At 35.6% G+C, this 12652-nt stretch carries 10 protein-coding genes; 1 reads left to right on the top strand and 9 read right to left on the bottom strand.

Annotation, left to right across the window (positions count from 1 at the left end; all coding sequences use genetic code 11):
* Window position 1: 1 nt before the first annotated feature.
* The 9 genes from A3854_RS06270 to A3854_RS06225 form a co-directional block, all read right to left on the bottom strand.
* A complete protein-coding gene (locus A3854_RS06270) occupies window positions 2-796 on the bottom strand; it encodes a nitroreductase family protein (RefSeq protein ID WP_180378662.1) in 795 nt (264 codons plus the stop codon).
* A gap of 119 nt (window positions 797-915) precedes the next feature.
* The gene (locus A3854_RS06265; protein WP_084041769.1) at window positions 916-1938 is read right to left on the bottom strand and encodes a polysaccharide pyruvyl transferase family protein; all 1023 of its coding nucleotides are present in this window, start codon (window positions 1936-1938) and stop codon (window positions 916-918) included.
* 55 nt (window positions 1939-1993) lie between these two features.
* A complete protein-coding gene (locus tag A3854_RS06260) occupies window positions 1994-3316 on the bottom strand; it encodes a flippase (RefSeq protein ID WP_257639882.1) in 1323 nt (440 codons plus the stop codon).
* Complete coding sequence (locus tag A3854_RS06255; RefSeq protein ID WP_084041768.1) at window positions 3306-4361, bottom strand: GDP-L-fucose synthase family protein; 1056 nt, start codon at window positions 4359-4361, stop codon at window positions 3306-3308. The genes A3854_RS06260 and A3854_RS06255 overlap by 11 nt, the downstream gene beginning before the upstream one ends.
* Before the next feature lie 3 nt (window positions 4362-4364).
* The gene (gmd, locus tag A3854_RS06250; RefSeq protein WP_084041767.1) at window positions 4365-5507 is read right to left on the bottom strand and encodes a GDP-mannose 4,6-dehydratase; all 1143 of its coding nucleotides are present in this window, start codon (window positions 5505-5507) and stop codon (window positions 4365-4367) included.
* A gap of 3 nt (window positions 5508-5510) precedes the next feature.
* Window positions 5511-6881 (bottom strand): mannose-1-phosphate guanylyltransferase/mannose-6-phosphate isomerase, encoded by a 1371-nt coding sequence (locus tag A3854_RS06245; RefSeq protein WP_084041766.1) that lies wholly within the window; start codon window positions 6879-6881, stop codon window positions 5511-5513.
* A gap of 111 nt (window positions 6882-6992) precedes the next feature.
* The gene (locus A3854_RS06240) at window positions 6993-7880 is read right to left on the bottom strand and encodes a DNA-binding protein (RefSeq protein WP_084041765.1); all 888 of its coding nucleotides are present in this window, start codon (window positions 7878-7880) and stop codon (window positions 6993-6995) included.
* 66 nt (window positions 7881-7946) lie between these two features.
* A complete protein-coding gene (gene metE, locus A3854_RS06235) occupies window positions 7947-10220 on the bottom strand; it encodes a 5-methyltetrahydropteroyltriglutamate--homocysteine S-methyltransferase (RefSeq protein WP_084041764.1) in 2274 nt (757 codons plus the stop codon).
* Between the two features lie 540 nt (window positions 10221-10760).
* Complete coding sequence (locus tag A3854_RS06225) at window positions 10761-12257, bottom strand: C69 family dipeptidase (RefSeq protein WP_084041763.1); 1497 nt, start codon at window positions 12255-12257, stop codon at window positions 10761-10763.
* Window positions 12258-12459: 202 nt separating this feature from the next.
* On the opposite strand from A3854_RS06225, the gene rpmI reads away from it, so the two are divergent.
* Window positions 12460-12651, top strand: a complete 192-nt coding sequence (gene rpmI, locus A3854_RS06220; RefSeq protein ID WP_054195943.1) for a 50S ribosomal protein L35 — start codon at window positions 12460-12462, stop codon at window positions 12649-12651.
* Window position 12652: the final 1 nt, after the last annotated feature.

The raw sequence follows: 12652 nt of genomic DNA, 5'->3' as shown, positions 1-12652 counted from the left end.
ACTACTCCACTATTTTAATAATTTTATTTAATTTTTTTCTGTGTGATGACGCTATGTTTATCTCTTTTACTTCATATGTGCCAATAGCTATTAACGCTATAATAACCCTTGAGTCATGAATTTTCAACAACCCCCTAAGATTCTTGTCTGTCTTTGTATCCGTAGACCAATTTAGCGTGCAACTTGCTATATTATTAAAATGAAGACAATTCAATAGGGACATTAAAAATATCCCACCATCTATATATGGCTGATTTCTCTCATTTGACCCAAAGAACGACGGTATCAAAGAACAAACTACAATTATATTTTGAATACCGCTTATTCCACTATTGCCATTTTGTAGTGCCAATATTTTTTTGCAGGTTTCTTTGTTTCTTACAACTAATGCTTCATATCCTTGCCTATTACACACAGATGGGGTTGTGTTTTTTGCCATATATATAGCCTTGACAACATCAGAATCATTTATCTTTGTATCGCCAAAATTTCTTATGGAGTGTCTACTTAATATAACTTTTTTAAAGCTACTAGATGTATTAAATCTGATATGTTTATATTTTTTATACGGTTTTATCTCTAAAATATTTTCCTTGGAATAATCATGATGTTTATTATATTCCGCAATAGCGCTATTAAAAAGTGTTAACTCGTATTTATAATTCTCATTATTTTTTATAAATTTAATATTATTTTTCAAATTACTTACTAATTCTTTTCCAAACTCCTTTTTAATATTTTTTAAACTAAACGCTCTTTCTATCGAATGTATTTGAGCCAATACTATAGAACTCATATTATCATCTTTAAATTTATTATTTGGATTTGTTAATGAGTATTTAAAATACCTATGTATATCAGACAAACACGAATAATACAACATAATATAAGCTTTTATGGTTCTTAATATATTTATCATTTTAATGCTTCCATTAAAAAGTTTATAGAAGTGGCTCTATGGGCTTTAAGGATATTAAATACGTGCTCATAATTTATATCACTATCAATATTTTGAAAGCAACCCTCACAATATTTTCTATATTTTAGCTCAAACATATTTATTAAAAACTCTAGTTTGTTTTTTCTATAATCCGTAATATCAACCATAAATTTTTTACCAAATAAAATAGAAAAAACCGTTCCATGAAACATATTAGTAACTACGAAATCGGAATATTTTAAATAACTTAACCACTCGAATGGATCTATAGAAATAATATTTTTAAATCTTTTACTCTTATATCCAAAAGAAATGATATCAAGTGATTTTCCTTTGGCAAAAGCTATCATTTCATCTTCTAAATTTTTATTATTGCCAAGATAGTAATAAAAAATATACCTACCGTCCAAATTTGGCTTTGGAACGTTATGATCTATCAAAAATGTCGGATCAAGAACTATGTCTACTGGCATATTAGAAATTTTTGACACAATATCTTTTGAATTTTGGTCTCTAACAGAAATAGCTGAAAAGTCTAAAAGCATATTTTTAATATTACTTATTTTTCCATCATATACATCTGTACTTCCGAAGCTGGCTGCATAAGAAATTTTTTTACCAGCCAGCCCATCTCCAAAAAAATACGTATCTATAATGCCGCCTAAGGCATTGTTTAAATTCCATATCTCATCGCTTCCAAAGATCAATAGGTCATATGAACAATCATTTATTTCTTTAATATTATTAAAATTTTTAGATATATTTAATAGCGAAAGCACTCTATTAAATTTTATACTTTTATAAAATACCCTTAAAAGATATATTGGATTTTTTATTTTATATGTTGCCTTAAGTTCAGCTATCTTATATTCTAAGCTTTTATAATTAACAAGCTCAACATTATGCCCCAAACTTTCTATAAAATTTGATAACGAATAGGCCTGAAGATAGGCTCCAAAATTTAATTCGTCATACGTTGTTATAATGCCTATTTTCATACTTTATTCCAAAATATATTTATAGTTTTATTTATATAAAATAAATCTTTTAAAATTAAAATTGACGCCATGACAATATTCTTCTTGTTAAAATAACTGTTTTTAATTTAATAAAAAAAATTTTTCTAGTTTTCTTATTAAAAAAATCAAAAGCTAAGTTTGAAATAAAGTAACTAATCAAAGTTGCAACAGCAGCCCCTTGAATTCCATATTTTGGAATTAATACAAAATTTAAAATTATATTTATGCTAGCTCCACAAAATGATCTCCAAAATGCAAAAATTTGTAAATTTTCCGCTATAAACCAATCTCCACTAATAACACCTATGGAAATCAGTATGTTGGTCCAAATATGTATTATTAAAATACTTCCAGCCTGATAATATTGATCACCATAAAGTATATCTATAATATTATCAGACAAAATAGTAACTGGGAGCGCTATCGCAATAGCTATCCATACCACCAAATTATAAAGCATTTGAAGCCTAGCATAGTATATTTCATTGCAATTTTTTGAATTCACAATCGCAGGAAAGAAACTGTAAGAAATAACCAGTGGAATAAAATAAAAAGATTCGCTTAACTTAGTTGCAGCCGTATATTGTCCAACAGCTATTTCTCCTAACATACTTTTAATCATAACTTGATCTATTTTCAAATAAATTGCAATTACTGCCGAACTCAATATAATCGGATAAGAATTTTTTAATAAATCAGCTGCAATCAATTTACTAAAATATATTTTTCTTACCATAAGAGTTGAATATTTCAAGAAAAAATAAATAAACCCTAAAGCTAAAACTATACTATCAAATAGAATAGCCCATGCAAAAGCTACGAGTGGGGCATCAATCAAAATGAGTATAATTTTTACTATACTACTTGCAAAAAGAGAGATAATATTAGAAAACACTATATATTTCGATAAAACTTTTGATTGAAAATACATATCGACAACATTAAATGCTTGAAATATAGTAGCACTAGCTATAATAAACACTAATAAATTTGTATATCTATCATTCGAAGTAAAATAGGTAGCAATTGCCAAAACCAATAGCGTCAAAATAGCACCCATGAGCTTAAGATAAAAAGCGGTACCTATTAGCTCGGTTGCTTTGCTTTCATCTTTTACTATCTCTCGCACCACTATACTATCAAGTCCAAGTGTAGCAATAGTAGTAAAAAGTCCTACAAAACTTTGAGCGTATGAAAAAAGCCCAAATCTTTCAGGTCCTAAATATCTAGCCACCCAAATACCCACAAAAAGTCCAACAAACATACGGAGTATTTTTTCAAAAAAAATCCATGAGGTATTTTTAAAATACTTCATAAAGCCTTGATGATTTTTTAATAATATTATTTTATCTATCATTTATTTTCAAATACCACTCATAAAGTGTCTTTATCCCGTCTTCAAGCTCTACTTTATGACTCCAGCCAAGAGAGTGGAGCTTAGATGGGTCAGTTAGTTTTAGCATCGTTCCATCAGGCTTGTTATCATTAAAATATAGCTCACCTTTAAAGCCAACTATGTTTTTAACCAAATTTGCTAGCTCTTTTATAGAGATATCTTTGCCAGTTCCTATATTTATATGCGTATTTCTTATCTCTTTGCTATTTTTGTCATAAGTATCTTTAAAGTCTCTATTTTTCAGTAAAAATACACAAGCATCGGCCATATCTTCTGAGTGTAGAAACTCTCGCCTAGGCTCTCCTGTACCCCAAATTTCTACTCTATCTTTTGAAATACCAAATTTACCAAGATAAGCCATAGCTTCATTTATATCTTTTGCTTTTAGATCTTTTACCACTGCGTCAAATTTTTCTTCGCTTAAAAGCTTTGCTAAGTGTATCTTTCTTATAAGTGCTGGCAACACATGCGAGGTTTCTAGATCAAAGTTATCATTTGGACCATATAAATTTGTAGGCATAACAGATATAAAATTTGTACCATACTGCAGATTATAGCTCTCACACATCTTCATGCCAGCTATTTTAGCGATCGCATATGGCTCATTTGTATATTCAAGTGGAGATGTCAAAAGCACATCTTCGCTCATTGGCTGTGGAGCATTTTTAGGATATATACAAGTACTTCCCAGAAATAGTAGTTTTTTTACCTTATGCACATAGCTTTGGTGGATCACATTATTTTGAATTTGTAAATTTTCATAGATAAAGTCAGCTCTATAGGTACTATTTGCCACTATTCCACCAACCTTTGCAGCAGCTAGCACCACGTACTCGGGCTTTTCTTTTTCAAAAAACTCACAAACTACCTTTTGATCCATTAGATCAAGCTCGCTATGAGTTCTTGTGATTATATTTTCATAGCCCTTTGATTTTAAATTTCTCACTATAGCAGAGCCTACTAGTCCTTTATGTCCTGCTACATAAATTTTGCTATTTTTATCCATTTTTTACTCAAAATAGCTCATTATCTCATATCCACCATATTTTAGATAGACATCTTTTGCCATGAGCTTTAAGTCCGACTTCATCATATCGTTTACTAGGTCTTGAAGGTTAAATTCTCTTTTCCAGCCTAGTTTTTTCTCTGCTTTACTAGGATCTCCAAGCAGTAAGTCAACCTCTGTTGGCCTAAAATATCTTGGATCTACGCAAACCACAGTTTGTCCGATACTTAAATGTAATATATCTAAATTTAACTCTTTTGCTTTTTCAAAATTTAGTGAGTCCACGACTCCTACCTCATCTACACCAGCCCCTTCAAATCTCAAATTTATGCCAGCATAAGCAAATGCAAATTTTACAAAATCTCTAACCGCTGTTGTTTGTCCAGTTGCTATCACCCAGTCTTCTGGCTCTGGGGCTTGTAGTATCATCCACATCATCTTTACATAATCTTTTGCATGACCCCAGTCTCTTTTGGCGTCTAAATTTCCAAGGTAAAGCTTGTCTTGAAGCCCAAGCGCTATCTTACTAGCTGCCCTTGTGATCTTTCTAGTTACAAATGTCTCACCTCTAACTGGTGATTCGTGATTAAATAATATGCCATTACAAGCAAAAATGCCATAAGCCTCTCTATAATTAACCGTTATCCAGTACGCATACATCTTTGCGACCGCATAAGGACTTCTTGGATAAAATGGAGTCGTTTCGCTTTGCGGTGTCTCTTGCACTTTTCCGTAAAGCTCAGATGTAGAGGCTTGATAAATTTTAGTCTTTTTCTCAAGCCCTAATATCCTTATAGCTTCAAGCAATCTAAGAGTGCCTGTGCCATCAGCATTTGCGACATATTCTGGGGTTTCAAAGCTAACATGCACGTGGCTCATGGCAGCTAGGTTGTAAATTTCATCTGGCTGTACTTCTTGGATGATCCTTGTTAAGTTCATAGAGTCTGTCATATCGCCATAGTGCAAGAAAAAATTTCTATTATCAACATGAGGATCTTGGTAAAGATGATCTATCCTATCTGTATTAAAAAGACTCGTTCGCCTTTTTACACCATGGACTATATAGCCCTTTTTTAGTAAAAATTCCGCTAAATACGATCCATCTTGACCAGTTATACCAGTTATTAACGCTACTTTTTTATCCATAAATCACCTTTTAAAATCATCATCTAGGCGAATTATATCATCTTCACCTGTATATTCACCGACCTGAGCTTCTATTAAAACCACAGGAATTTTTCCTTCATTAGACAGCCTATGAATTTCACCCATTTTTATATAGATAGACTCATTAGGACAAACGAGTCTAGTTGTCTCACCTATCGTAACGGTAGCGCTACCTGATAACACTATCCAATGCTCATTTCTATGAAAATGCTTTTGCAAAGATAGTCTTTTGCCAGGTTTTACCTCTATTATCTTTATCTTATAACCATCTTGATTTTCAAGGACAGTGTAGTTTCCCCATGGTCTGTTCGTAGTAAGATGAGTATTACAAAGCTCAGAGCTCTCCTCTTTTAAAATTTCCACCACATTTTTTACTTTTTGGCTAGAGGATTTTTTAGATATTAAAAGAGCATCTTTTGTATCAACTATAGTTAGATCATCAACATCTATCAAAGCTATTTTTTTACCACTAGATAGGACTAGATTATTGTGAGAATTTATCTGCACCAGATCGCTATTTATTGTGTTTCCATTGATATCTTTTTGTAGCTGCTCATCCAAACTATCAAAACTTCCAAGATCACTCCAAGATGCATCTAGGGCTACCATTTTTACGATATCAGACTTTTCCATCACAGCATAATCTATGCTATTTTGCGGAATATTTTGCATGTCAATAACATCTATCTTGATATCAATTTCGTCTTTTTTTGCGTTATCAAAAGCTAATTTACATGCTTCAAGTATCTCAGGAGCAAAAGTTTTCATCTGATCCAAGAAAACGCCTGCCTTAAAGACAAACATACCTGAATTCCAGTAGAAATTTTGATCTTTTAGAAATTTCAATGCCCTTTCATAGTCTGGCTTTTCATAAAAAGCCTTTACATCACCATTATAGCTTTCTATATATCCAAATCCCGTCTCAGGCGACCTTGACTTTATGCCAAAAGTAACTAAGAAATTTTGCTCTGCCAGCTCTTTTGCAGCTTTTACGCTTGTGTGGTATGCTTTAATCTCTTTTATCAAATGATCCGATGGCGTTACTAAAACCACTTCATTTGGATCAAGTGCTAGACAAGCCAATGTGATCGCTGGTGCAGTATTTCTACCGACTGGCTCGAGAAGATATTTGAAATTTGTGATATTTAAATTCTCTATCTGATCTATCGCCAAGTAGTAATGATCAATATTTGTAATCACAAATGTATTGTCACAAATTTCACTATTTCGTAGTGCAGTTAGCTGAAAAAGTGACCTATTGTCAAATAATTTAATAAATTGTTTTGGCATTAAAGTCCTGCTAATAGGCCACAACCTCGTACCAGAACCACCACATAATAATATATTTGTCATAAATTTTATCTACTTTAAAATGAGCTTAAAAATCTTATATAATTAAAGCTAAAAAAGACTAAGAACTTACTAAAACCATATAAAATATAAGTTTTGATAGCTTTTAAACTATCAAAACACCTCTCTCATCTTATGCGTTAGCTCTAGGCTCGCTTCTATCTCGGCTCTTTTTGCCATTACACTTTCAACATTGACACCGATATTTATACCAAGCTTTTTAGTAAATTCATAAAGCTCTGCAAAATTTTCAAGGCAAATTTGCGATGCCGTGGCTAAAAAATTATCACTCTCAAGCATCCTTTTTTCACTCTTTTCATCAACGCTTATTCCAAGCCACTTGATAAACTCTAGCGTTTTTGGCGTGCCACAAGTGGTAAATGTCAAAATAATAGGCAAATTTAACCCACTTCTTGCCACACTTGTTAGTAAATTTTTAGCCAAATTTACATCAAAAACCGCCTGTGAGATGAAAAATTTTGCTCCCATTTTGGCCTTTTGGCTCATCCTTTGCTCTTCATCACCCTTTTTAGCGTGCCTCTCAGCTATGCAAACACCACCCACTACAAGCTCTTTAAACTCGTCTCTAGCGATCTTATAAGCACGCTCTAAGCTCATTTTAGACTCTACTTTACCAGAAGCAACGCCAACAAAGACATTTATATCGCTACTACTTTTGGCTAAATTTGCTCTAAATTCGCTCTCATTATATTTATTTGCGACTCTATAAAAGATACTTGGTGTTTTTAAATTTAGATATTTTGAATAGTAAATTTCAGGGCTTAATGTATCGCTAAATTCAAAAGTTCGCTCGCTTTTTATGCGGCTACTTTCATCTTGGATCTCGTAAAGCACCAAGCCATCAGCCTGCACATCTGTAATCCTCTTGTCCCATTTTGCAGCGATCTCTTTAAGCTTCACCTCGTCAAATTCAGCCTTTGGAGGCGTTAGGCCATAAAGCACTATGCCACTTTCATTGTTTATGATCTTATCTTTTAACATTTTCTAACTTTTTTTGAAATTTAAACGGAGTTTAGCGCCTAGGCTAGCTAGACGCTAAAATTTGGATTATAGACCTCTTACGATCTTGACAGCTTCTACCATGTTTTTAAGGCTTGGCTCGACCTCTTCCCATTTTCTAGTTTTTAGGCCACAATCTGGGTTGATCCAGAGTTGCTCTTTTGGCAAGACTTCAAGTAGAGCTTTGATCTGAGCGACGATCTCCTCGACACTTGGCACACGTGGGCTGTGGATGTCGTAAACGCCAGGTCCGACCTCTTGTTTGTAGCCAACGGCTTTGAAAATTTTAAGTAGTTCGTTGCCGCTTCTCGCAGTTTCGATACTGATAACATCAGCGTCCATTGCCTCGATGGTCTTAATAATATCGTTAAATTCAGAGTAGCACATATGCGTATGGATCTGAGTTTTTGCTTCAGCCGAGCTTACTGAAAGCTTGAAGCAATCAACCGCAAATTTCTCATAAGCTGGGATATTTTCAGCTCTTAGCGGATAGCCCTCTTTAAACGCCGCTTCATCGACTTGGATCACTCTGATGCCCGCATTTTGAAGGTCTGCGATCTCGTCATAGATACAAAGTGCAAGCTGTTTTGCCACCTCACTTCTTGGCAAGTCATCACGCACAAAGCTCCAGTTTAGCATAGTCACAGGACCTGTTAGCATACCCTTCATTACGTGTTTTGTGATACTTTGAGCGTATTTCATCCACTTAACAGTCATCGGCTCTGGGCGGCTTACGTCACCAAAGAGAAGTGGTGGTTTGACGCAGCGGCTGCCGTAGCTTTGTACCCAGCCATTTTGGCTAAATGCATATCCGCTGATCTGCTCGCCAAAGTACTCAACCATGTCGTTTCTCTCTGGCTCGCCGTGTACTAGCACGTCTAGGCCGATATCCTCTTGAAATTTCACGCAGTGATCGATATATTTTTTGATGCCAGCTTCATAAGCAGCTGCGTCGATCTCGCCTTTTTTGAAATTTTGGCGAAGTACACGAAGATCAACCGTTTGAGGGAAGCTACCTATCGTTGTTGTTGGTAAGATGCCGTATTTTAGCGTTTCACGTTGAATTTTGATGCGGTCTTCAAATTTCTCATCACGCTCAAATTTGCTTAAATTTTTAACGCGGTTTTGAACGCTTTCAGAGTGGATGAGCTTTGAAGTAGCGCGAGTTTTAACGGCATTTTTGTTCTCTTCGTAAATTTTTGTTTCGCTCTCATCAAGCTTCTCACCATTTGCTAGTTTTGTGATGATCTTGATCTCATCAAGCTTCTCAACCGCAAAGCTTAGCCAGCTTTTGATCTCTTTGTTTAAATTCTCTTCATATTTTAGAGTGTATGGTACGTGAAGAAGCGAGCACGAAGTGCCGATGTAAAAGTCTTTGCCGCCTATTTTCTCTGAAATTTCACAAACAAGTTTTACTTTCTCATCGATGTTGCTTTTCCAGATATTTCTGCCGTCGATCACGCCAGCAAATAGCGTCAAATGGCTGTTTTTGATAGTCTCAAGTGCTTCGAAATTTCTCTTACCGTGGATGAAGTCAAGTGCGATGCCGTAAATTTTAGTTTTAGCCACTTCGCTAACTGCTTTAATCGCATGCTCAAAATATGTCGCAAATACGATCTTAACGTTGCTAGCTACGCTTGTTAGCTCGTTATAGACCTTTGTGATAAGTGGCAAAAGATCGCTTTCGTTTTTGTCTGTTACAAAGATCGGCTCGTCAAACTGCACTAAAATTTCATCATCAAGCTTAGAAATTTGCTCAAGTAACTTTTTGTACTCGCTTACAAGCGCGTCAAGATGCTTAAATGGGCAGCTACCGTCAGTCGTCTTTGAAAGGGCCAAAAATGTGATAGGGCCGATCAAATTTACCTTGCCTTTTACGCCGTTAGCCTTCGCCTCTTTGTATTCATTTAAAATTTTGTCTGCTTTTAGGCTAAATTTACTCTCGCTGCTAAGCTCTGGCACGATGTAGTGGTAGTTTGTGTTAAACCACTTTGTCATCTCCATCGCAACGCCACTTTTGTTGCCTCTTGAGCAAGCGAAATATTGCTCCAAGCCGCTTAAATTTGCAAATCTTGGAGGCGTAGCACCAAAAGCGATGATGTTATCAAGCATTAGATCGTAAAATGAAAAATCATTGACGCTGATAGCCGAGATGCCAGCGTCTTGTTGATATTTCCAGTGTCTTTGGCGAAGCGATTTTGCAGTCTCTTGTAAATTTTCTTCACTAAAGCCCTCTTTACCAGCCCAAAAGCCCTCTAATGCACGCTTTAACTCTCTTTTTTCTCCGATTCTTGGAAAACCTAAAACATAACTTTTTATCATTTTTATCCTTTATAAATTTCTAATTTTTTAAATTAAATCTGTACCCTGCACAGCAACCTTGAATATTTTTATGCAGGTACAAGGGGTCAGAATTACGAAACCGCCCCCTTATCCCTGCGACCCAAACCCCCAGCATGTTCAATGTTGTTGTGCTGCGCACAAGTCTGGGTCACCCAAAACACGGCGGATGACACCCGCTTCTTCTTAAACTAAAGTAAAATTTATAAAAAGCTCTACTAAAAAGATCCTTGCCAAATTTTAAACACTGCTTAGCTTTGCTATTAAAAATGCAGTTACAATGCAGCGGACCTGCTAGCAAAAAGGGATTTATTTCAATATAAAAAAATGTGAAATTGTTTAAAAATTTGCGTGATTTTTGAAAATCGCTGATATGTTTTTTGCCGAGATTAATGAGCTTTATGCATGGGACAAGGCATCAGCGTTTTTCCTTTGAGATAAATTTTGTCCGGCATTATAAACGCTCTTTGCCAAATTTTTGTTTAAAGTTTGGGCGCTACTAAATTTCACGCCCAGATTTTTTTAGTCTTTTTTACCTTTATTTAGGGATTTTAGCTTAGCATCCATATCAGCTGTGAGCATCGTAAAGACCTTATTTGTAAGCTGCTGAGTTAGATCTTTAGCCTCTTGCATAGTCTTTTGGCTAAATTCGTTTAAGAGTTTGTCTGCTTTTTTCTTATCTTTTTTGTAAAGCTTCATGTACTCATCTTCAAATTTAGCCTGTTTTACCGCCAACTCCTTTTCAAATTTAGCGTAGGCCTCTTTAACCACTGGCGAATACTTCTCATAATCAGTCATCACAAGGGTTTGAAGCTTTCTATAAACCCAGTATATTGAGGTGTCATCAGCGTCGTATGAGCCATCTGAGTAGCCTTTTATAAAGCCATCAAGTCCCTCGTAATACGGCAAATAAACACTAAGATCAGCCATGCCAAGAGCTACATATGTCACGCGGCCGATCTCTTTTGGTAGCCAAGGGCGTACCTGCATGACGTGAGACTCGTATGTTCTAAAGACGCTTATGGCGCGGTAGATGTTTTTCTTATCTTCGTCTTTGCTAGCGTAGTTATCAAACGCAGTGCCGTTGTAGTGGGCTCTCATCGCAGCTTTTAGGTCTTCAACACTTATTTTTTTCTCTGGTTTTAAAAATACAGGAAATTTCTGACCATCGGCGAAGTCTTGTTTTAGACTTGGGTTAAACATGCTTTGTACCCAGCAAACGCGTGGGTAGTTGTAAGTCACATCTCTCTCATCATCCCTTGTATAGGCCTTTGTGAAGTTAAATTCGCCATCTTTTGCAGGGTCATAAGTCTTGTTATCGATCGCAAATTTAATGACGTCTTTTGCTCCCATGAAATTTGGATCATTCTCTTTATAAGCGTGAAGTCTGCCTTGGTTTGCAGTGACGAAGTACTCATCTGGAGCGATCTTTGTAGCGATCCACTTATGGCCTGTACCAGTCTCAAAGTACCAAAGCTCGTTTGCATCGATAAATACCACACCAAAGCCCTCTCCAGCGCCATTAGTCTCGACTATCTCGCCAAGGAGCTTAACACCCTCTTTTGCACTCTTCATACGTGGCAAAAGCACGTCTGGGATGTCATCCTCGGTGATGCCGCTCTCTTCGTTATATGGGTCGATCTTTAAAAGCTCGTCTTTTGCGTAAATAGTCTCAGTGCCGCTTAGCCCAACGCCAGCTTCATTGTAGCCGACCGCTCCATGAAGCTTTGTGTGCGAGTTTGCGATGGTTGTGTATCTCATACCATCTTTTGGAAGCGGATATGTAAAGTCATTTGCGCCGTCATGGGCTTTTGAGCTATGCATACCAGTTTGATTCTTTTTTGCTGGATGGATCAAAAAGACTTGTGCCTTTACAGCCTTGCTGTCTGCACTCCTGGCAACCAGCATGGAACCGTCATTTGAAGCTTTATCTCCTACTAAAATGGTAGTGCATGCCAAGCTACTTGTGCCTAAAATCGCACTCATAGCAACAATTGATGCAAGAATTTTGCCTTTCATTCTTTACTCCTTTAGTGAAATAAAATTTCTTTATGTAATTATATGCAATTTTTAATAATTTAATTATAAATTTTAAAATTCTTTTAAGTTTAATGTAAATTTATTGCAAATTTTGTCTAAGTGAAATTTAAATTTTCTAAAGGATTTTTCGCTATAATCCAAAACTTACGCAATTGCGTATAAAATTTTAAAAAGGATTAGCATGCCAAAGATGAAAACCGTTCGCGGTGCTGCTAAGCGCTTTAAAGTAGGTAAAAATAAGATAAAAAGAGGCTCTGCTTTTAGAAGCCATATCTTAACAAAAAAACCTAGTAAGCGTATGAGAGACCTTCGTGGCCCACACTACGTGGATAGCACAAATGTCTCAGCCGTTCGCAAAATGCTCGGCGTATAAG

The sequence above is a fragment of the Campylobacter concisus genome, from assembly GCF_002092845.1.
Classification (GTDB): domain Bacteria; phylum Campylobacterota; class Campylobacteria; order Campylobacterales; family Campylobacteraceae; genus Campylobacter_A; species Campylobacter_A concisus_AQ.
The sequence above is the reverse complement of the archived record's forward strand: the minus strand, read 5'-3'. Positions and strand labels throughout refer to the sequence as shown.

Excerpts from the sequence above, each read along its gene's own strand:
- rpmI (WP_054195943.1), top strand. The coding sequence starts at position 12,460 with ATGCCAAAGATGAAAACCGTTCGCGGTGCTGCTAAGCGCTTTAAAGTA.
- A3854_RS06225 (WP_084041763.1), bottom strand. The coding sequence starts at position 12,257 with ATGAAAGGCAAAATTCTTGCATCAATTGTTGCTATGAGTGCGATTTTA.
- A3854_RS06245 (WP_084041766.1), bottom strand. The coding sequence starts at position 6,881 with ATGACAAATATATTATTATGTGGTGGTTCTGGTACGAGGTTGTGGCCT.
- metE (WP_084041764.1), bottom strand. The coding sequence starts at position 10,220 with ATGATAAAAAGTTATGTTTTAGGTTTTCCAAGAATCGGAGAAAAAAGA.
- gmd (WP_084041767.1), bottom strand. The coding sequence starts at position 5,507 with ATGGATAAAAAAGTAGCGTTAATAACTGGTATAACTGGTCAAGATGGA.
- A3854_RS06260 (WP_257639882.1), bottom strand. The coding sequence starts at position 3,316 with ATGATAGATAAAATAATATTATTAAAAAATCATCAAGGCTTTATGAAG.
- A3854_RS06270 (WP_180378662.1), bottom strand. The coding sequence starts at position 796 with ATGAGTTCTATAGTATTGGCTCAAATACATTCGATAGAAAGAGCGTTT.
- A3854_RS06255 (WP_084041768.1), bottom strand. The coding sequence starts at position 4,361 with ATGGATAAAAATAGCAAAATTTATGTAGCAGGACATAAAGGACTAGTA.
- A3854_RS06265 (WP_084041769.1), bottom strand. The coding sequence starts at position 1,938 with ATGAAAATAGGCATTATAACAACGTATGACGAATTAAATTTTGGAGCC.
- A3854_RS06240 (WP_084041765.1), bottom strand. The coding sequence starts at position 7,880 with ATGTTAAAAGATAAGATCATAAACAATGAAAGTGGCATAGTGCTTTAT.